The following is a 20,420-nucleotide window of genomic DNA, read 5'->3' as shown; positions in this document are numbered from 1 at the left end:
TTAACGCTCACGGTGCTTGATTTTGAGGCGAATACCATTTTTCGCACGTACTGTCAGATGTGCCACTGGTACGGGTACTGGCCCTGCCTCTACACGGTAGTCGCGCAAGATACGGCTGAGGATCAGCGGCCCTTCGATCATCGCAAACCCCGCACCTGGACAGACACGTGCACCGGCACTGAATGGAATGAAAGCCTCACGCTTGCAGGTTTTGCCATTCTCGGTCTGCCAGCGGTTCGGATCGAAACCATCGGGGTTGTCCCAAAGGCGTGTATGACGGTGTAGATGCCATGGGCTAATGACCAACTGTGAGCCCACCGGAACCTCTCGGTCTCGAATCTGCTCAGGGCAGCGGTTTTCACGCACCATCATAGGCACCGGCGGATAAAGTCTGAGGGTTTCGCGAAACACATCGCGGCTCAGGCGCAGTTTGCTCATAACACTGAAATCGCAGGTTTCAAGCGCTTTTGCCTCTTCTGCCAGCTTGTCCTGCCAATCAGGATAGAGCGCCATCAGATACAGCGCCCAAGCCAAAGTTGAGGCGCTTGTCTCATGTCCTGCAAGAAAAAAAATCGCCACCTGATCCACCATTTCTTCGGTGGTAAACGTCTCCCCCGTATCAGGATCAGGTGTTGTCATGATCTTGGTCGCAAGATCATCGGGTGCTGTGCCCGCAGCGATCTCATCTGCGCGCTGTTGGGTCAGCTTCGTGATTAACGCGCGGATACGCCCGGCACTGCGCGTCGTATCGCGGCGAAACAGGCGCGGCATCCAGCGCGGAAGCGGTACAAGCGCCGCAAGGTTCAGGATCGGCTGGCTGCGCTGATAGGCACGAAATTCCTCAAACACATCGCGCGCCAGATGGTGTTCGATAGGCAAGGAGAACAGCGTTCGAAAGATCACATCCGCCGCCGCATGGCTTGTCTCTTCCTCGATCTCGATCTCTTGGCCATTGAGGGGGGCAAGCCGCGCAGCCGCAGCCTCCGCCGCATCCCACATTGCCGGAAAAGTCTCACGCAGGCGGCCACCCTCAAAGGCAGGATCAATGATGCGGCGCTGACGCTTCCAAGTCTCACCGTTGGTGACAAACACGGAGTTGCCCAAAAGCGGACGCAGCCCTTCGTTCACGCGAGTGGACTTTGGAAAATCATCTGGCCGCTCTTTCAGAACACACTGCACCAGATCGGGTTGGTTAAGCAGATAGCTGCGAAAGAACGGCGTGCGAAACTCCGCCATCCAGGCACGGTAAAGGCGCGCAGGCTGGGCCGACAGAATGTCAGCCCTAAACAGCTTGGCATAGCGCCAAAGCGAGACCTTGTCGGGTCTGCTTGCGGGTTTGGGCGGTAGGATCATGGTGCAACGCTCGTGAATTTGTTCACCGGAGTCTCGATCCGTGATTTTGATGCGGGCCTATCGGCATAACGTGCCTCAAGGGTCATAGGGCCAGCCGTAATCTGGAAGTAGTCATAATCACGGGGCTGATCGAACGCACACATATACTGGAAATGCAGCCGAAAGAACCGCCAGCGCAGGGCCTTCCAGCGCTTCGGGCTCAATGATTGTGTGAAGGCAGCCGAGAACACTAGCGGCCAACGTTTACCCTCTGGCGCAACTCCTGAGACACTGACCGGATCGCACAGCGCAAAGGCGCAACCATCACCGGGGGCTGTCACATCCACCCACGTGAGTGCGTCCGTCACGCTGAGATACGCCAGATCGGCGCGCAGTCGGTGCGCGTCAGGCAGAAAAGACACCATCGGCACCACCTGCCCCAAGCTTAGAAACCCGAGCGCTGGACCATGCTGAGGCACGCGCCCTGCACGGATCAGATCGGCCAGCACCGACACGCCAAGATGCGCACCAGAGGAATGACCGACGACCAGAACCTCATCCACGTCGTCCGCCAATGCCTCTGCGATGGCGTCGGCGAAATTGCTGATGCGCGCCTCCAGCTCGGGCGTGTTGGCGCCGCGTGTGGAGGCGCCGTAGGCATAGTCATGCATTAGATAGTAGGCGAAGAACTTGCCGTCCTTGGCTTTGAACCAGCGCATCAGCCAGACGAACAGGCCTACTGCTGCCGCCATCGCTGTAATCTGGCCAGCCGATCCCATAAGCGGCTCAAGCAGTTCCTTGGTCATCCAATGGACAAAAACCCCCGCCGCATAGGCGATCAATAGCTGCCCCAGCAGCATCGCCACAGGATAGAGCGCGGCAATCACAGGCCCCTTGCGCAGCCGCATCAGCCGCCACAACGCGCTGGTGCTGATATAGACCCAAGCGGTGCGCAGAAGTTGCCAGTACGTCGCAGAGATTGAGGTCTCCATGCTGTCGCGGACGATGTCGGACCAAACCAGTACATCCACCGAAGCATCCACATGCACACCATCAATCAAACCTTTGACATCCCATCCGTATCGGGCACCACCCTGACGTGCACACAAGCTTATACCATAGCCGGAGACCCCCGCCTGAATGGCGGATTCCTTGCGGTAAAGCTCGCGGTAGCGGCGGGGATGGATCGGGTCGTAACCGGGGATGTAGAACACCCGCCGGCGGGATACGGTAGTACGGGTGGCAGCCATGGGTCTGCTCGGGCCTCACATCTGTTTGGCCCATGCTAACGCGGGTTCTCGGTCAAAGTAAGGCCCTTGACCTCAGCCGAGTTTACCGAGCGCTGGAAAGGTTTCCAACAACCAGAAACTGAAGGTAGAGAAGGCTCCGGTCAGCATCATGATCCCCACGACCAGCAACAGCAGGCCCATCGCGCGCTCGATGGCCTTCATATGCCGCTTGAGACGATTCATCACGCCTACAGCGCGGGTCATGAACATGGCCGCCAGCAAGAACGGAATACCAAGCCCAAGCGCGTAAACACCCAGCAACAACGTGCCGCGCGTCACTGATGCCTCGGAAGCAGCCAGCGACAGGATCGCGCCCAGTTGTGGACCAATGCAAGGTGTCCAGCCAAACGCAAAGGCCAGCCCCAAAAGGTAAGCACCGAAAGATGAGCCGCCCTTGTCACCCGCATCCATTCGCGCCTCGCGGTCAAGGAACGGGATGCGGAACACACCAAGGAAATGGATGCCGAATATGATCACCACAACGCCTGAGATTTGGCTGAAGAGTATCTGGTTTTGCAGGAAAAATGCCCCGAAGGCCGACGCCGTAAAGCCCAGGATCAAAAAGACCGTGCTCAGCCCCATGACAAAGAACAGGGCTGCGACAATAGCGCGGCGCCGCGCAGAGCCAACCGAGCTCATGTCATTCAAGCTCACCCCACTCATATAGGCCAGATAGGGCGGCACAATCGGCAGCACACAGGGCGACAGAAAACTGATCACACCGGCCATAAGGGCCACGGCCATCGCGGGCAAAAGACTTGCGTCAATGATCTCGATTCCAAACATGGATCACAGCTATACGCTGCTGCGCCTGACGTCACCTGTCACATTGTCACAAGGCTGTGGACAGGCTGTAACATGCGGCCTACATCTCGGCGCATGATACATGATCTTGATGCCACAGGGCTGCTTTGCCCCCTGCCCGTGCTAAAAGCACGCAAGCGCCTGCAATCTCTCAACGCGGGCGATAGGCTGCGCATGCGCGCTAATGATCCTGCAGCTATTATCGACGTGCCGCATTTCTGCGCCGAAGCGGGACACACGCTAGTCGAGAGCAGTGAAGATGGCGACACACAAATATATGTGATTGAAAAAGTGGGCTGATACCGCCCCTGCGCAAAGTAAAAGGCAGGCCCGAAAGCCTGCCTTTTTTGCGTTCTAGTTCGTGGGGTGCTTAGCGACCGCCAAGCGACCACCAGCCCTTGCGCCGAGGTTTTGCAAGCTCTTCTTCAACCTTCACCTCTGGCACAGCCACCGGTTCGGGCGCTTGCACCTTCTCGGCAACCAGCTCTGGCGTGGCAACCGGCGCAGGTTCTGCCACAGCAACGGGTGCTTCGACAGGCGCACCTGCCTCGGCTGACTCTTCAGTCTTCTTCGGCGCGGCCTTCTTCGTGGTCGTGCGCGGCTTGCGTGGGGCCCTTAGCTTTGGCTCGGCCTTCGCGACAGGGGCAGCAGGCGCATCCAAAGCAGCAACGGCTTCTGGTGCCGCAGCTTCTTCCGCATCAGCAACCGGAGCGACCTTTGGCTTGCGCGGCGCACGGGTCCGCTTGGGCTTAGGCTTGGGCTTTTCATCCGCTGCGGGTGCTTCCTCGGCGGCTGTTTCTACAAGCGCTTCGGTGGTTTCCGCTGGCGCATCTGCTGCAACAGGCTCAGCCTTGGGCTTGCGGCTGCGTGAACGGCTACGCGTCTTCGGCTTGGGGGCCTCTTCAGCATTAGCTTCTACAGCTTCTGGCTCAGACGGCTCGGCTGCATCCGTCGACTTATCAACGTCAGACTGGCTGTCGTCTGACTGATCCTCGTACGACTGCTGCTCATCAGAAGTTGAGCGGCCACCACGGCTGCGCCTCCGCCGACGACGTTTACGCTTGGGCTTGTCCTCGCCATCCTCTGGGGTCGGCGTGGTTGCAACTGGGCTTGTCTGGTTATCGTCCTCTGCTTCGGCTGCGGCTTCCGCTGCTTCTGCTTCGGCTGCATCCGCTTCGTCAATCTCATCCATGAGGGATGTATCAACAGACACAACATGCGAGATCTGCTGTACAACACGCGTGGCGGTCTTGAATTTCTCCATGGAGAAATCAGGGCTCACCAGATGCGGGTCCCCTTCGATCCGTACGCTCAGACCATAGCGGATCTCAATGTTGGCGATGTGTTCGCGTTTTTGGTTCATCAGGAAGTTGGCAATGCCCACAGGTGCCTTGATCAGCACCTCACGTGAGCGACGGCGAGTGCCTTCCTCTTCGATGGTCCGCAAGATTGCCAAAGCAAGGTTGTCATCGGAGCGGATCAGACCCGTGCCGTGGCAAGCCGAACAAGGCTGTGTCGTCGCCTCGATCATACCGGGGCGCAGACGCTGACGGGACATTTCCATCAAACCAAAGCCCGAGATGCGCCCGATCTGGATGCGCGCACGATCAGTCTTGAGCTTGTCTTTCATCATCTTTTCAACGGCGGCGTTGTTCTTACGCTCATCCATGTCGATGAAGTCAATCACGATCAGACCAGCAAGGTCGCGCAGACGCAGCTGACGCGCCACTTCGGCGGCGGCCTCAAGGTTAGTTTTAAGCGCAGTCTGCTCGATGCTGCCTTCTTTGGTAGCACGTCCAGAGTTCACGTCCACAGCCACCAGCGCTTCGGTCACACCGATCACGATGTAGCCACCGGACGGCAGCTGTACAGTGGGGTTAAACATGCCCGACAGATACGATTCCACCTGATAGCTGGCGAACAGCGGCAAGTTTTTTTCGTAGCGCTTCACGTTTTTCGCGTGGGACGGCATGATCATCTTCATGAAGTCCTTGGCGATGCGGTAGCCGCGCTCACCTTCCACAAACACTTCGTCGATGTCACGGTTATAGAGGTCGCGGATCGACCGTTTGATCAGATCGCCTTCTTCGTAAATCTTAGCAGGTGCTATGGACTTCAGCGTCAGCTCGCGGATTTGCTCCCACATGCGCTGCAAATATTCATAGTCGCGCTTGATTTCCGCTTTGGTGCGCTTGGCGCCTGCAGTGCGCACGATAAGGCCAGCGCCCTGCGGCACTTCGATCTCTTGCGCGATTTCTTTGAGCTTCTTGCGGTCTACGGCATTGGTGATCTTGCGAGAAATACCACCACCGCGCGCAGTGTTTGGCATCAGAACGCAGTAGCGGCCCGCCAGTGACAGGTAAGTGGTGAGAGCAGCGCCTTTGTTGCCACGCTCTTCTTTAACGACCTGAACCAGCAGGATCTGGCGAACTTTGATCACTTCCTGGATTTTGTAGCGGCGCGGACGCGGCTTACGGACCCGACGAATATCTTCGCTGTCATCCTCATCGGCAACAGATTCGATGCTGTCATCTTTATCAGAAGCATCAGCAGAGGCGTCGCCATCTGCGTCGTCTTGATCTTCAGACGTGTCATCATCCTCCGCGTCGCTCTCGGTTGCTTCCGCAGGTGTTTCAACAGGTGTTTCTTTCACCCGTTCCATTGGCGAAGAGGCCTCATCTTCTGAGACTTCAACCTCATCAGCATCCAGATCGACCGTTTCCATGCCCATGATCTCGATTGATGCTTTAGCATCATCCGTTGCCGCATCCGTTGCCTTAGGCTTGCGCGAGCGGCGCTTGGGCTTTTCGTCTTCCTCGTCCTTGGCGTCCTGCGCTTCGGCAAAGGCACGCTCTTCTGCCAGCAGCGCCTCACGGTCTGCGACAGGGATCTGGTAGTAATCGGGATGAATTTCCGAGAACGCGAGGAAGCCGTGGCGATTTCCGCCGTAGTCCACAAAGGCCGCCTGCAGCGACGGCTCTACGCGCGTCACTTTGGCGAGGTAAATATTACCGGCTAGCTGGCGTTTGTTTTCAGATTCGAAATCGAATTCTTCGACCTTGTTTCCGTCCACCACAACAACGCGGGTTTCTTCCGCGTGGGTGGCATCGATAAGCATTTTCTTAGGCATTTTACTCTTTTGCACGGGCGCGCACGCGCAGGCCTCCCTGGGGGAGCTGCACGCTGGGCCAAGTGTCTTGTTAGGGCGATGTTGTACGGCACAGCGGTGCGGCCCAGAGGGCCACTCCCGAAACTGTTATCAGCGTTTGCGCGCGTCATCGCGGTTCTTCTCCGATGCGGGATCACAGCCTCGTTGTCCAAGGCGCGCCGCGTATCCATTAAAAACTGTGTCATTCCAGGCATTTAACCCTCGATGTCCATCAGCGTCTCTTTGCCGTTTCCGGCCAATCGGTCTGCTGCACAAAAGCGGTGTGCCAAAGGCAGCAGCGAAACTCATGATTGGGCTGTAAGTGCTGTGTGTAATCACAGCAGCCCATCCCCCTAGATAAGAGGACGAAGGCAACAAACACAATGGGCAATCACGCCTGAAGCCACCTAAATTGCACATCACGGTGAATTCCGCCAAGAGATTGCCCGTTAAAAGCGTCTTGTGACATGTTGCCGTTCGCGAGTTTTGTCCTTACGGTTTTAAGCAATAATCAGGGTGCATTTGCGCTCACTGCTAACACCTAGGAGACAATATGCGATTTCTTACACGCCCTGCCCTCTTCCTGAGCCTGGCTACCCTGGCCCTTACGGCCTGTGATCCGGCCGAGTTTGACGCAGACCCAGATGTGCGCCGCGATGCGCGCGCTAACCGCAAATGTGTGGCTGTGATCAAAGAGCAAACCGGCGATGCGACAGCCCAGCTCAACACAACTTTGCCAATTGTAGAGATCAACCAGTTCATCGTTGATGCGCCTGCGCTTCAGGAACGTTGGATGTGCCGGACCGATGACGAAGGCAACCCGACCCAGATGTACAAGCTTGGCGTCGGCTGATCTTTCGTACGGAAAATTGCAGACTAAATAGCAAAAGGGGCACCGTTTCGGCGCCCCTTTTCTTTGATGCGTCTAGTGGCTCAAAGATAGTCAGAGCGCTGGAGTTGGTACTTGGCCATCTTCTCGTTCAGCGTGCGACGTGGCAGACACAGCTCATCCATCACAGATGAGATAGACCCCTTGTGACGGCGCATGGTGTTGTCGATCAACATCCGCTCGAAGGCTTCTACGTATTCCTTGAGCGGTTTGCCTTCGGTGGTCATCACCGGCTGCATCTCGTCGTGGTCCGACATCAGGAGCGACGCGATCGTGCCGGAGCCACGGCGTGACTGAAGCACCGCACGTTCGGCCACATTGATCAGTTGACGCACATTGCCCGGCCACGGCGCCTGCAACAATTGCGCGGCTTCCTGAGCGGTCACCTGCGGCGCGTCACACCCGTATTCTTCAGCGAACTGATCGCTCAGACGGGTAAACAGCGTCAGAATGTCCTCGCCGCGTTGGCGCAGCGGTGGCACGGTGATGCGCAATGCGGCCAGACGGTAGAATAGATCCGAGCGCAGCACATCCTCAGAGGTGCGGCCCGCTTCTTGCAGGTTTGAAATCGCCACGATCCGCGTCTCTGCTGGCGTGCCCTGCTCATTGATGACTGACAACAGCCGGGCCTGCAGTGTCTCGCTCAGCGCTTCGACGTCCTCAAGCACCAGCGTGCCGCCGCGCGCCTCTTCAATCGCAGGCAGCTGCGCGTCCTCTGGCTGCATAGGGCCGAACAAACGCTTGCTCAGCGCGTCCTCTTCATAGGCCGATGCGCTGACCAAAACGAATTTCTTACCCGCACGGCTACCGACCGCGTGTAGCGCGTGGGCCACCAGTGTTTTGCCTGTGCCTGTCTCGCCGTCGATGAGCACGTGGCCATCCGCCTGTCCCAGATCAAGGATATCCTCGCGCAAGCGCTCCATCACAGGGCTTTGGCCAATCAGCTTTTTCATCAACTGGCCGCCGTCACTCAACTCACGGCGGAGCAAACGGTTGTCCATCACCAGACGGCGCGTGGCTGTCGCTTTTTTGGCAAGTTCGCTCATCCGGTCCGGGTTGAATGGCTTTTCCAGAAAATCAAACGCACCAACGCGCATCGCCTCAACGGCCATCGGCACATCGCCGTGACCGGTGATCATGATAACCGGCAGCGCAGAGTCACTGCCCATCAGCTTTTTGAGAAACTGCATCCCGTCCATGCCCGGCATCTTGATGTCGGAAATCACAATGCCCGGATAATCGGGGCCCAGCACCTTAAGCGCGTCTTCCGCGCTGGCGAACGTTTCTGTGTCATAGCCCGACAGGGCCAGCCACTGACTGATCGACTGGCGCATATCTTTTTCGTCGTCGACTATCGCAATCTTCATCGCCTGTGCCATATTTTACTCCGCCGCCTTTGTTTCCTGTGTGCCGTCATAGAACGGCAATTGCATCTCGAATACCGCGCCGCCGGCCTGTCCGTTGCGCGCAGTCAACCGCCCGCCCAGATCGCTCACAATCCCGGATGAGATCGCAAGGCCAAGGCCGACGCCATCGCCGGGCTGCTTCGTTGTATAAAACGGCTCGAACAGCGCATCCAAATCCTCAATGCCCGGGCCGTTGTCACGCACTGTAAGCGTAACAGTCTCCCCCGCGCTCAAAATAATCTCCACCTTCGGGTGCCGTTCTGATTTGGTGGCATCAAGGGCATTGCGCAAGAGGTTGACCAAAACCTGCTCGATCCGCATCCGGTCACCCAAGGTATAAACTGGCTCATCCGGCAGTATACGCACGATCTGCACCTGACGCTGGCGTAACTGAGGTTCCATCATCGATAGCGACGAGGCCAGCGCATCGGCCATATTTACGGGTGAAAACACCTCTTGCCCCTTACGGGCATAGGATTTCAGCTGTCTGGTGATCGCTCCCATCCGTTCGATCAAATCATCAATCCGCCCGAAAGAACTGAGCGCTTCATCAGGCCGGTTGCGCTGCAAAAGCAGTCGCGCACCCGCCAGATAGGTCTTCATCGCGGCCAGTGGCTGGTTCAGCTCATGGCTCACTGCGGCTGACATTTCACCCAAAGCGGCGAGTTTGCTGGACTGTTCCAGCGTCTGCTCGGCCACGGCAAGCGTCTCTTGGACGCGCTTACGCTCAGCGATTTCCCGCTGCAGTGCCGCGTTCAATGCGCGAAGCTCTGCCGACTCCCGCTGAAAAATCGCCGCCCGTCCCGCTGTTCGGCGGCTGAGGAAGTAGAAGGTCAGCGCCAGAAGAATCGCAAAGCCCATGACTTCGAGCGCGAGAACACCGTTCACCCGCTCACGCACGCTGGCGTAGGTGGTGTAGCTGACCATCCGCCAACCACGGAAATTCACTCGCGCATCCAACCGCATCACGGCCTCTCCGCGCAGGTAGGCATCGGGCGGCAAAGCTGTCCAATCAGCGGTGGCCTTAATGGCCCGCTCGATCGCGCTTTGCGGTGTCTGGTTTTCCAGCGCCTCTGCTTCTGTCTTGCCGCGCCAGCGCGGCTCGGTCGCAAGCAGGATTTCTTCGTTGCTATCCAGCACGATCACAGCATCTGATATTCCCGCCCAAGCGCGCTCGAACTTCTTGAGATCGACCTCAACCGCGATAACACCCACCGTGGTGCCGCCATTCTGGATACGGCGCGAATAGAAAAAGCCGTAGCCGCCTGTTTCTTCCTTGATCACACTGAAGATGGTCGAATTCGACCGGATCGCGTCCACGAAATACGGCTCCGAGCGGTGTGCGGCACCAATCCGGTTACGGTCTGTCGCCGCCACCGTGCGCCCGTCCATATCAAGCAACATCAGGGACGCTGCGCCGATTTCTTCGACGAAGGAGATAAGACGTTGTGTTGAAAGCGTATAATCCGCACTTTCCAAGGCGGAGATCAACGTCGGGTCACGGCCAAGCAGCTGCGGCACAATCGCGTTCTGGCGCAATTCGGCCAAAAGATTGCCTCCGTAAAGCGCGATGCGCAGTTCGGCACGGTTTCGGGTGCTTTCAGTAAAACGGTCGGTCAACAGACGGTTCGTGACTGAAATAACAACGATGGCAAAAACTAGCATCACCGCCAAAGCAACGCGCACCCGCCAACTGATCGCGGTGGGTTGCCAAGGGGCAGTAGTGTCGGGCGTATCGTTGTTCATCCTGACACACTACCACAGGGCAGCGCGCGCTCAAGTCAGGCTGTTGCCAGCGCCCCTGCCAATGCGCGGAAGAGCGCCACCCCATCGGTGCCGCCGTGACCAGCATCCGCCGCACGCTCAGGGTGTGGCATCATGCCCAGCACCCGGCGGTTGTCTGACAGGATGCCTGCAATGTCTTCCAGCGCGCCGTTGGGGTTATCGGTGTAGGTAAAGGCAATGCGATCTTCACCTTTCAGAGCGGCAATCGTTTCCGCATCAGCGAAATAACTGCCGTCGTGGTGTGCGATTGGAATATCGATCACATCGCCAGCATTATAACCCGCAGTAAAGTCGGAAGCCGAGGTCGCGACCTTCAGGCCAACGGTCTTGCAGATGTATTTCAGACCAGCGTTACGCAGCAGCGCGCCTGGCAATAGGCCCGTCTCTGTCAGAACCTGAAAGCCGTTGCAGATCCCCATAACGTACCCACCGCGCCCCGCGTGGGCCGCCACGGATTTACAAATGGGAGAGTTTGCCGCAATCGCGCCGCAACGCAGGTAATCCCCATAGGAAAACCCGCCAGGGATACCAACAATATCAATGCCCTGCGGCAGTTCTCTGTCCTTGTGCCAAACCATTGTGACATCGGCGCCTGCCTGCTCGAACGCGACGGCAAGGTCGCGATCACAGTTGGAACCGGGAAATACAACTACCGCTGCGCGCATCAGGCCATCTCCACCGTGTAGCTTTCGATGACCGTGTTGGCCAAAAGCTTTTCACACATCTGTTCAACATCCGCTTGCGTGGCGCCCTCGGCCAGATCAAGCTCGATCACTTTGCCCTGACGTACGCCTTGCACGCCATCAAAGCCCATCGCACCCAAAGCATGACGCACGGCCTCACCTTGTGGGTCCAGAACCCCGTTCTTCAACATCACATGCACGCGTGCTTTCATGGCGCGTCCCTCTTCTTTAGTTTGCCAATAAATTCAATCCGACGCTGCTGTCAGTTGATCAATGTAGGCTTTGTTACCGGACCAGATTTTTTGGGCATCACGCCCAAACGCTGCGCAACTTCCGTATACGCATCGGTCAACGAGCCGAGATCGCGGCGGAATACATCCTTGTCGAGCTTGCGACCGGTTTCGATATCCCACAAACGGCAGCTGTCAGGCGAAATCTCGTCTGCGACGATCAGACGCTGGAAATCACCGTCATAGACGCGACCAACTTCAATCTTGAAATCGACCAAGCGGATGCCGACAGCCATCATGACCCCTGACATAAAGTCGTTTACCCGCAGCGCGAGGCTGAGAATATCGTCCATGTCCTGCTGTGTGGCCCAACCGAAAGCGGCGATATGCTCTTCGGTGACCAGCGGATCGCCAAGGGAATCATCTTTATAGCAATATTCGACGATTGGACGCGGCAGCTGCGTGCCCTCTTCGATGCCCAAACGCTTGGACATGCTGCCCGCCGCATAGTTGCGCACAATCACTTCCAGCGGAATAATCTCTACCTGACGGACCAGCTGCTCACGCATGTTGAGACGCTTGATAAAGTGCGTCGGCACGCCGATCTGGTTCAATCCGGTCATAAAATACTCGGACAAACGGTTATTTAGCACACCTTTGCCGTCGATGACGTCTTTCTTCTGCGCATTGAATGCAGTGGCGTCATCTTTGAAGTACTGAACAATCGTACCCGGCTCGGGACCTTCATAGAGAATCTTTGCTTTGCCTTCGTAGATTTTCTTTCGGCGGGCCATGGGCGTCCCCTGTCTGTTTAGGCGCGGGGGAGTCCCGGCGCCCTTTTGCCCCCTCTTAGGGCAGACGAAGGATTGCTGCAAGCACACTGCCTTGCATCTATTTATTGTGCCCAAAAACATGTTCGCGACCTATCTCCGTGAAACGGCCTCATAAACAAGATGAAGAATATGAGCTTGCCATGAATAGCGCTGCGTGAAATGACCCGATACGCTAATTGAAGGATGCCTTAGCATGACCAATCCCCTGTCCGAAATGCTGGCCGAAAAAGGCTATTTGCTGGCTGATGGTGCGACTGGCACCAATTTGTTCAACATGGGGTTGATGTCAGGTGAGCCACCGGAGTTCTGGAATACCGACAAGCCAGAGAACATCCTCACCTTATATCGCGGCGCTGTAAATGCAGGCTCTGATTTGTTTCTGACCAATAGCTTTGGCGCAAATGCCTCCCGTCTCAAACTGCACAACGCGCAGAACCGCGCGCATGAGTTAAGCCGCGTTGCAGCAGAACTTGCACGCGAAGTGGCCGACACGGCCGGACGCAAAGTGATCGTTGCAGGCTCCGTTGGCCCCACAGGTGAGATCATGGAGCCGATCGGCACCTTGAGCCACGCGAATGCGGTCGAGATGTTCCATGAAACAGCAGACGGCCTCAAAGCCGGCGGCGCGGACATCGGATGGCTTGAAACGATTTCCGCCCCCGAAGAATATCGCGCCGCCGCCGAAGGCTTTGCGTTGGCGGGTTTGCCTTGGGTTGGCACCATGAGCTTTGACACTGCCGGCCGGACGATGATGGGCATGACCTCTGCCAGTATGGTCGACATGGTAGAAGAGATAGAGAACGCTCCGCTGGCTTATGGCGCGAACTGCGGCACCGGTGCATCAGACCTACTGCGCACCGTGCTTGGCTTTGCAGCGAAAGACGGCAAGCTGCCCATCGTTGCAAAGGGCAATGCCGGCATCCCAAAATACCACGAAGGTCACATTCACTATGATGGCACGCCAGAGCTGATGGGGACCTACGCTGTGATGGCCCGAAATTGCGGCGCGCAGATCATCGGCGGATGCTGCGGGACTATGCCTGTCCACCTTGAAGCCATGCGCAAAGCACTGGACACACAACCCAAAGGCTCCGCGCCGGATCTGGAAGAAATCACCGCTGCCTTGGGCGCATTTTCGTCCGAGAGTGACGGCACAGATGGTGCAGGCCCTACCCGCGCCCCACGTCGAGGCAGACGCCGCAGCTAGAACGGCACGAACGGTCGCACATTGGACACTGAACCGCCGGGCATGATCCGCGTCAACAGGTCGCGGCTCGCGCCTGTGTGGTCGCAAATGCTTTAGTATTTTTGCCACGGTCTGACACAAGAGATTTATGCAAGGCCCAGCGGCCCGCCAAGAAAAGGGAAAGCCATGTCTGACGAAGACGAAATCATCCTGTCTGAACTCGACGACGAAGAACTTGTCCAACAGATGTTCGACGATCTCTATGACGGTCTAAGAGAAGAGATCGAAGAAGCGGTCAACATCCTCATCGCCCGCGGCTGGGTGCCTTATGATGTCCTGACCAAGGCGCTTGTTGGTGGTATGACCATCGTTGGCGCCGACTTCCGGGACGGCATCCTGTTTGTGCCCGAAGTGCTGCTGGCCGCAAATGCGATGAAGGGCGGCATGGCCATCCTCAAGCCGCTGCTGGCCGAAACCGGCGCTCCGCGCGTTGGTAAAATGGTCATCGGCACCGTGAAAGGCGACATTCACGACATCGGCAAGAACCTTGTTGGCATGATGATGGAAGGCGCCGGTTTTGAGGTTGTAGATCTCGGAATCAACAACTCGGTTGAGGCCTATCTGGAAGCGATGGAAGCAGAAGGCCCTGATATCTTGGGCATGTCTGCCCTGCTCACCACCACGATGCCCTATATGAAGGTCGTGATCGACACGATGGTCGAGCAAGGCATTCGCGACGACTACATCGTGCTGGTAGGTGGCGCACCGCTGAACGAAGAGTTCGGCAAAGCAATCGGTGCAGACGCATACTGCCGTGACGCCGCCGTCGCGGTAGAAACCGCAAAAGAATGGGTCGGCCGCAAGCACAACCGCCAGAACGCATGACCCTGAATTAGTACTACACAAAGGCCCTGCATGTGCGGGGCCTTTTTTCATGGCCGCCGACACCCTATCTTGGCTGTAGAATGGAGAAACCGATGCCCCTAATGCATTTTCTCGTGATGCTACTTGGCGTGATAGCCGCCGCCGGTTTAACTGTGTGGCTCCTGACGCTTGGCGGCCCCGCTGCCTTAGCAGTCGCCCTACCCGTCTGTCTCATTGCAGCATTCTGCGTCCGAAAGTTTGGCAAATGACACTCAGCGATACCCAGCTAACCGAAAATGGTTTGCCGCTTGATACGCCGCGCGGCCAGATTTTGATTATCGCCTGCGGGGCGCTGGCGCGGGAAATCATCGACCTCAAAAATGCGAACGGATGGACCCATCTGGACCTCACCTGCTTACCAGCGAACTACCACCTCTATCCGGATAAGATCACAGACGCTGTGAGGGCAAGCGTTGCCAAGCACCGCTACCATTACGATGATATTTTCATCGCTTACGCCGATTGCGGCACTGGTGGGCTATTGCAAGCAGCCTGCAAAGAGCTGGACGTGCAGATGATCGCGGGCCCGCATTGCTATAGCTTTTTTGAGGGCAATGACCACTTCGCGAAAACCAGCGAAGACGAGATACGGACCTTTTATCTAACGGACTTTCTCGTTCGGCAATTCGACGCTTTTGTCATTAAGCCCATGGGGTTGGACCGACATCCTCAACTACGTGATATGTATTTTGGCAACTATGAGAAGTTGGTATACCAAGCTCAAACAGACGATCCCTCACTTACCCAAAAGGCCCAAGCCTGCGCCGAACGTCTCGGCTTGAAATTTGAGCGGCGCTTCACCGGTTATGGCGATTTACACACAGCTCTAAAGACACTCTAAAGCGTGTTTCTTTTGCTCAACAATAGCCTGTGGTAACTGACCTCAGCGCCAAGGGATATAGCGCCCTTTTTAGACTGAACGCGCTGCCGTCTCGCGGACACGCTCGATCATGGCCGTCAATCCGTTAGAGCGTTGCGCCGACAGGTGCTCGTTCAGCCCAAGCCGCCCCAATTCGCTGCGCGCATCTACCGCCAGCACTTCATCAGGCGTGAGGCCGTTATACAGCGTGCGCAGTACCGCAATCAGGCCTGACACGATCATCGCATCCGACGCGCCGTCAAAATGCAGCTTGCCGTCGTTCATTTCTGCGTGCAGCCAAACCTGGCTTGCACAGCCATTTACCTTGGTCGCAGGCACACATAGCGCTTCTGGCAAGGCATCCATCGCCTTGCCTTGGTCAATCACATGGCGATACCGGTCTTCCCAATCCTCCAGAAACTCGAAGTCTTCGACCAGTTCTTCAAATTGCGCGGTAGCCATCATGCGCTCCTGTCATTTGCATTTGCGCATGAGGTAGGGCTTACTTGGGCAAACGTCCAGCCCTGCCTCTTCCCATGCGTGCAGGGATGGGTTAGTTCACTAAACAACGGCAGTATCACACGGCAGGTCCTATGCGTATTTCCCTTTCGGTTCTTTTGGTTGCATCCCTGACTTTGGGGGCATGCGGATTTGTGCGCGACAGTGCGATCAATCCGGCCAACTGGTTCGGTCGCAGCACGTCCGAAGCTTTGGCGCCCACGGATGACAAGCCAGTCAATCCGCTCATTCCGCAGAAAAGCGGCCTGTTTGCAAAACGTGCTGGCAAAGAATACACATATGCGGGCACGCCATTTGACGAGATCACCAGCCTAACAGTTGAGCGCATCCCGGGCGGTGCACTTATCCGCGCCAGCGGACTTGCTGCGCGTCAAGGCATCTATTCAGTCCGCCTGACACCCGAAAACGCTGAAGAGATTCCCGTAGATGGCGTACTCACCTACCAGCTTGAAGGAGTGGAACCTGGTCGTGCAACCCCGATTGGCACGCCTCCCACACGCGAAGTCACTGCTGCGCGCAAAGTCACCAATCAAAATCTGGTCGGCGTACGGACGATCCGCGTCGAAGGTCTGCGCAACGCGCAGGTGGCGCGCCGCTAAACCGGCACGACCTTCACTTCATTGCCAACAGCAGTCAGGGCAATCTTGCCCTCGCACAATGCCATCGCATCGGTGCCAAAGACTTCCAGCCGCCAGCCGCCCAGCGCCTGGACATCACGCTCGCCCGCAGCGATTGCGTCCAGATCAGATGCCGTTGCAATCAACTTGGCCGCAACGCCTGAGCTTTCTGTTTTGGCTTTCAGCAGAACCCGCAGAAGATCGGCAAGTGCGGGATTAACCTGCATCTTTTCGCGGCTACGGTCAGGTTGCGGCAGATCATCATTGGGGCAAGCGATACCAGCCGCCACGGCCTTAAGGATACCTTCAGCAATCTCACCCTTGCGCGCATCGCGTAGCAACAGCCGTGCACGGCCCAACTCTTCGTGATTCTTGGGTTTGTTCGATGCAAGCTCAACCAGCGCATCATCCTTATAGACACGGCTGCGGGGAACATTGCGTGTCTGGGCGTATTCCTCACGGAACGCCGCCAGCTCACGCACAATGCCCAGAAACCGTCCGGAGTTCGTGCGGGTTTTCACGCGTTTCCACGCATCGCGGGGCGCGGTGATATAGGTGCCGGGGTTGGTCAATACTTCGAGCTCTTCTGCGACCCACTTGTGCCGATCCGATTCTTCCAGTTTTGCGGCCAGAAATTCGTAGATTTGGCGCAGGTGCGTCACATCCGCCAGCGCATAGGTCTTTTGCGCTTCGGTCAGGGGACGGCGCGACCAATCAGTAAAGCGCGAGGTTTTGTCCACGCCTTCCTTGGCAATCTTGCGCACCAAAGTCTCATAACCCACCTGTTCGCCAAACCCGCAAACCATCGCAGCGACCTGCGTGTCAAACAGAGGTTCGGGAAAGACTTCGGCATCTATATAGAAGATTTCTAAATCTTGCCGTGCAGCGTGGAACACCTTTACCACAGAGGTATCGCGAAACAGCTCATACAGCGGCTCAAGCGACAGACCATCAGATAGCGGGTCAACCAGTACAGCGCCGCTGTCATCGGTCCCCGGCATGGCCAGTTGAAGAAGACACAATTTGGAGTAGTAAGTCCGCTCGCGCAGAAACTCCGTATCGACGGTAACAAAGGGATGTTGGGCGGCTTCCTGACAATAAGAGGCCAATCCTTCGGTGGTGGTAATCGTGCGCATAAACGAAAAAATCCTTCAACTACCCTAGCGGTACAGAATACGCAGCGGTTTGACCAGTCAGCTTTGCAAAATCAATGGGCTACGGTCGCCGGCAACAAAGCGGCGTAGCACTGCGGGATAAAGACGGTGTTCTTGTTTCAGCACCCTCGCGGCCAGTGCCTCAGGTGTGTCTCCGGCCAGCACAGGCACCTGCGCCTCCCCCAGAATCGGACCATCATCGAGCGCAGCCGTTACTTCGTGCACGGTGCATCCATGGACAGCGTCGCCCGCCTCTAGCGCGCGAGCATGGGTATGTAGGCCTTTATACTTCGGCAGTAAGGACGGATGGATGTTCAACATCTTGCCCGCCCATTGATCCATAAACCCTTTGGTCAGGACACGCATAAAACCGGCAAGACAAATCAGATCGGGTGCAAAGGGTTCCAAGGCTTCGTTGATCGCAGCCTCAAACGCGGTGCGGTCCCCTTTGAACGGTCGATGATCGACCACAACAGTCGGCACCCCGCGTTCTGCTGCACGGGCCAGCCCGCCAGCATCGGCACTATTGGCTAGCACCACACATGGCGTGCCTTCGTGCCCTTCTCGCGCCATATCCTCAAGTAGCGACACCATGTTGGAGCCGCCACCCGAGATAAAAACCGCAACGCGGACCATCAGACGAGGTTGCCCTCATAGGCCACGCCTTCACCCTCGACCACTGTGCCAAGGGTATAGACAGTCTCGCCTGCGTCGCGCAGCAGCTTGGCTGCTTCATCCGCTTTGTCAGCAGGCACCACAACAATCATGCCGATCCCTGCGTTGAACGTCTTGAGCAGCTCTGGCTCATCCATGCCGCCATGCGCGGTAAGCCAGCGGAACACCGGTGGCAGCTCCCATGCGTTCAGGTTGATTTCGGCGCCCAAGCCTTCCGGCAAGACGCGAGGCAGATTTTCTGTCAGACCACCGCCAGTGATATGGGCCAGCGCATGCACCACACCTGCGCGCGCTGCAGCAAGGGCGGACTTTACATAAAGCCGCGTGGGTTTGAGCAAAACCTCACCCAAAGTGCCACCATCCCACGGGCATGGGTCATCCCACTGAAGACCCGAATGCTCAACAATTACGCGCACGAGGCTGTAGCCATTTGAGTGCACGCCATCGCTTGCCAAACCCAGCAACACATCGCCTGCCGCCACATCCTGCGGCAGCCCCCCCCCCCGCTCCATCGCGCCGACGCTAAAGCCGGCAAGGTCGAAATCGCCTTCGGGATACATGCCCGGCATCTCTGCCGTCTCACCGCCGATCAGCGCACAACCAGAAAGTTCACAGCCTTTGGCGATGCCTTCGATGATGCGGGTTGCTGTGTCCAACTCCAGTTTGCCGGTGGCAAAGTAGTCAAGGAAGAACAGAGGCTCTGCGCCTTGGCACACCAGATCGTTCACGCACATCGCAACCAAATCAATGCCCACACCGTCGACATTGCCTGTATCAATCGCAATCCGCAGCTTGGTTCCGACACCGTCAGTCGCCGCCACAAGGACCGGATCATTATAGCCTGCGGCCTTAAGGTCAAACAGCGCACCAAAGCCGCCCAAGCCTGACATCACCCCCGGACGTGTCGTCCGCTTTGCTGCCGGCTTGATCCGCTCCACCAACGCATTGCCCGCATCAATATCCACACCCGCGTCTGCGTAGGTGATTCCATTCTGTCGCTCGTTCATTCTCAAAAGCCTCTGGCTGAAAACCCCGTTGCCTTGCGACCTAAATCATTCAAGCAAAAGTCGCAACGCCAACCCTTGACGAAACCGTCCGTGCACAATACCCAAGCCCTTGGCGGGCCTGTAGCTCAACTGGTTAGAGCAGAGCGCTCATAACGCTTTGGTTGCGGGTTCAAGTCCTGCCGGGCCTACCAAATATCATATTTAATCCTTACATTTCTGAGGGTTACGAGATTACTTGACGAACCTTTTTGGATGGTTCGTCAAGTTTTGTTCGTTTTTTGTGCCATCCAGTCGAGAAAAAGCCGTGTCAGCCATTTCGCGGCGGCCAAAGGTTTCGCAGTACTTCTGCGCCATTGACAGCGTGACATGGCCACTCACAGCCATGATTTCGTAAGGTGTTCCACCAGCCTCGGCAATCCGACGGCAAATGGCTTTGCGCAGTCCATGTGATGAACACAACGGCAGGCCAGCGGCATCACACCACTTACGCATCGACGTTCCTAAACCCTTGCGGGACCGTGCTTTATTCTGTCCCGTCTCCAAATAAGTAAATGTAACTGGCCGTGCCGCCAGTGCAGTCGCCAATGCCGGATGAATCGGCAAGCTGACCAAAATGCCGCTTGGGTTCTTCTGCGTCTTCTGGCGGCGATACTCGATCCGTCCGTCCTTAACATTCGCTGGCCCTAGCTTCACGGCATCAACTTTCGCCGCCCCAGTGTAGAGCATTAGTGTCATGCAAATGTGCGCGGGCGACCCCAGTGGATGCACTTCATAAAAGCGGGAAATTTCACCTTCATCCCAAGAATGGAAGCCTTCTGTCGCAGACGAAAACCTATCGACGGCCTTGACCGGATTGTCTGTCCGCCATTGCAGCTTCACCGCCAAGTCCAACATCTGCGAAAGCCTCTTGAGCGTTTTGTTGGCCTGTTGTGGGGTTGCGGCCATAGCGGCTTTGATCTCCATGACATGCGGCACCTTCATGTGCGCTACGCGTTTGAAGCCATGCTTTTTCCGGAGTGGTTCTATAACTGAAGTGGTCCGGCAAAATTGGACAGCGTGCTAAGATGTATCCAACCCGAA

Annotated in this window: 20 protein-coding genes and 1 tRNA gene; 7 read left to right on the top strand and 14 right to left on the bottom strand. The window is 56.9% G+C overall.

Translation table 11 applies throughout. The features are described from left to right. The 3 genes from V7730_RS11310 to V7730_RS11300 all read right to left on the bottom strand — a co-directional run bounded on the left by V7730_RS11310 (position 1) and on the right by V7730_RS11300 (position 3,407). Positions 1 to 1,353, bottom strand: coding sequence for a cytochrome P450 (locus V7730_RS11310; RefSeq protein ID WP_335747699.1), 1,353 nt, complete (start codon positions 1,351 to 1,353; stop codon positions 1 to 3). Next, positions 1,350 to 2,582, bottom strand: a complete 1,233-nt coding sequence (locus tag V7730_RS11305; RefSeq protein WP_335747698.1) for a hypothetical protein — start codon at positions 2,580 to 2,582, stop codon at positions 1,350 to 1,352. The genes V7730_RS11310 and V7730_RS11305 overlap by 4 nt, the downstream gene beginning before the upstream one ends. Before the next feature lie 72 nt (positions 2,583 to 2,654). Then, a complete protein-coding gene (locus V7730_RS11300; protein ID WP_335747697.1) occupies positions 2,655 to 3,407 on the bottom strand; it encodes a cytochrome c biogenesis CcdA family protein in 753 nt (250 codons plus the stop codon). Between the two features lie 72 nt (positions 3,408 to 3,479). On the opposite strand from V7730_RS11300, the gene V7730_RS11295 reads away from it, so the two are divergent. Next, positions 3,480 to 3,725 carry a sulfurtransferase TusA family protein gene (locus V7730_RS11295; protein ID WP_335747696.1) on the top strand — a complete coding sequence of 82 codons (246 nt, stop codon included), beginning with the start codon at positions 3,480 to 3,482 and terminating at the stop codon, positions 3,723 to 3,725. Positions 3,726 to 3,795: 70 nt separating this feature from the next. Here V7730_RS11295 and V7730_RS11290 read toward each other — a convergent pair whose 3' ends face one another. Further along, entirely contained in the window at positions 3,796 to 6,555 is a 2,760-nt protein-coding gene (locus V7730_RS11290; RefSeq protein WP_335747695.1) for an Rne/Rng family ribonuclease, read from the bottom strand. Positions 6,556 to 7,126: 571 nt separating this feature from the next. Between V7730_RS11290 and V7730_RS11285 the strand changes: the two genes are divergently transcribed. Then, the gene (locus V7730_RS11285; protein WP_335747694.1) at positions 7,127 to 7,426 is read left to right on the top strand and encodes a hypothetical protein; all 300 of its coding nucleotides are present in this window, start codon (positions 7,127 to 7,129) and stop codon (positions 7,424 to 7,426) included. Between the two features lie 80 nt (positions 7,427 to 7,506). On the opposite strand, the gene V7730_RS11280 is transcribed toward V7730_RS11285, so the two are convergent. The 5 genes from V7730_RS11280 to purC are packed head-to-tail and all read right to left on the bottom strand — an operon-like array spanning position 7,507 to position 12,360. Then, entirely contained in the window at positions 7,507 to 8,841 is a 1,335-nt protein-coding gene (locus V7730_RS11280; RefSeq protein ID WP_260001005.1) for a sigma-54-dependent transcriptional regulator, read from the bottom strand. Positions 8,842 to 8,844: 3 nt separating this feature from the next. Further along, positions 8,845 to 10,614 carry a sensor histidine kinase gene (locus V7730_RS11275; protein WP_335747693.1) on the bottom strand — a complete coding sequence of 590 codons (1,770 nt, stop codon included), beginning with the start codon at positions 10,612 to 10,614 and terminating at the stop codon, positions 8,845 to 8,847. 35 nt (positions 10,615 to 10,649) lie between these two features. Next, positions 10,650 to 11,318 carry a phosphoribosylformylglycinamidine synthase subunit PurQ gene (gene purQ / locus V7730_RS11270; protein WP_335747692.1) on the bottom strand — a complete coding sequence of 223 codons (669 nt, stop codon included), beginning with the start codon at positions 11,316 to 11,318 and terminating at the stop codon, positions 10,650 to 10,652. Beyond that, complete coding sequence (purS, locus tag V7730_RS11265; protein WP_335747691.1) at positions 11,318 to 11,548, bottom strand: phosphoribosylformylglycinamidine synthase subunit PurS; 231 nt, start codon at positions 11,546 to 11,548, stop codon at positions 11,318 to 11,320. The genes purQ and purS overlap by 1 nt, the downstream gene beginning before the upstream one ends. A 50-nt stretch (positions 11,549 to 11,598) precedes the next feature. After that, positions 11,599 to 12,360, bottom strand: coding sequence for a phosphoribosylaminoimidazolesuccinocarboxamide synthase (gene purC / locus V7730_RS11260; protein WP_335747690.1), 762 nt, complete (start codon positions 12,358 to 12,360; stop codon positions 11,599 to 11,601). 232 nt (positions 12,361 to 12,592) lie between these two features. Between purC and bmt the strand changes: the two genes are divergently transcribed. From bmt to V7730_RS11245, 3 genes are all read left to right on the top strand, one after another. Continuing rightward, a complete protein-coding gene (gene bmt / locus V7730_RS11255; protein ID WP_335747689.1) occupies positions 12,593 to 13,606 on the top strand; it encodes a betaine--homocysteine S-methyltransferase in 1,014 nt (337 codons plus the stop codon). Between the two features lie 165 nt (positions 13,607 to 13,771). Next, positions 13,772 to 14,470 carry a corrinoid protein gene (locus tag V7730_RS11250; protein WP_335747688.1) on the top strand — a complete coding sequence of 233 codons (699 nt, stop codon included), beginning with the start codon at positions 13,772 to 13,774 and terminating at the stop codon, positions 14,468 to 14,470. 244 nt (positions 14,471 to 14,714) lie between these two features. Next, positions 14,715 to 15,350, top strand: coding sequence for a DUF1638 domain-containing protein (locus tag V7730_RS11245; RefSeq protein WP_335747687.1), 636 nt, complete (start codon positions 14,715 to 14,717; stop codon positions 15,348 to 15,350). Between the two features lie 69 nt (positions 15,351 to 15,419). On the opposite strand, the gene V7730_RS11240 is transcribed toward V7730_RS11245, so the two are convergent. Then, a complete protein-coding gene (locus tag V7730_RS11240) occupies positions 15,420 to 15,830 on the bottom strand; it encodes a SufE family protein (protein ID WP_335747686.1) in 411 nt (136 codons plus the stop codon). A 131-nt stretch (positions 15,831 to 15,961) separates the two neighbouring features. Here V7730_RS11240 and V7730_RS11235 point away from each other — a divergent pair, with 131 nt between their 5' ends. Further along, on the top strand, positions 15,962 to 16,486 hold the full coding sequence (locus V7730_RS11235; protein WP_335747685.1) for a hypothetical protein: 525 nt from the start codon (positions 15,962 to 15,964) through the stop codon (positions 16,484 to 16,486). Here V7730_RS11235 and rnd read toward each other — a convergent pair. The 3 genes from rnd to purM are packed head-to-tail and all read right to left on the bottom strand — an operon-like array spanning position 16,483 to position 19,340. Continuing rightward, positions 16,483 to 17,640, bottom strand: coding sequence for a ribonuclease D (gene rnd, locus V7730_RS11230; RefSeq protein ID WP_335747684.1), 1,158 nt, complete (start codon positions 17,638 to 17,640; stop codon positions 16,483 to 16,485). The genes V7730_RS11235 and rnd overlap by 4 nt on opposite strands. 57 nt (positions 17,641 to 17,697) lie before the next feature. Continuing rightward, positions 17,698 to 18,294, bottom strand: a complete 597-nt coding sequence (gene purN / locus V7730_RS11225; protein WP_335747683.1) for a phosphoribosylglycinamide formyltransferase — start codon at positions 18,292 to 18,294, stop codon at positions 17,698 to 17,700. Further along, positions 18,294 to 19,340: a phosphoribosylformylglycinamidine cyclo-ligase gene (gene purM, locus V7730_RS11220; protein ID WP_335747682.1), complete on the bottom strand. Its 1,047-nt coding sequence runs from the start codon at positions 19,338 to 19,340 to the stop codon at positions 18,294 to 18,296. The genes purN and purM overlap by 1 nt, the downstream gene beginning before the upstream one ends. A gap of 114 nt (positions 19,341 to 19,454) precedes the next feature. Between purM and V7730_RS11215 the strand changes: the two genes are divergently transcribed. Beyond that, positions 19,455 to 19,531: transfer RNA gene (locus V7730_RS11215), tRNA-Ile, on the top strand. A gap of 40 nt (positions 19,532 to 19,571) precedes the next feature. Here the strand turns inward: V7730_RS11215 and V7730_RS11210 are convergent. Continuing rightward, the gene (locus V7730_RS11210; protein WP_335747681.1) at positions 19,572 to 20,303 is read right to left on the bottom strand and encodes a site-specific integrase; all 732 of its coding nucleotides are present in this window, start codon (positions 20,301 to 20,303) and stop codon (positions 19,572 to 19,574) included. Between the last annotated feature and the right edge of the window lie 117 nt (positions 20,304 to 20,420).

This window comes from Sulfitobacter sp., assembly GCF_036961165.1.
Lineage (GTDB): Bacteria > Pseudomonadota > Alphaproteobacteria > Rhodobacterales > Rhodobacteraceae > Sulfitobacter.
This window is presented reverse-complemented; position numbering and strand designations above follow the sequence as displayed.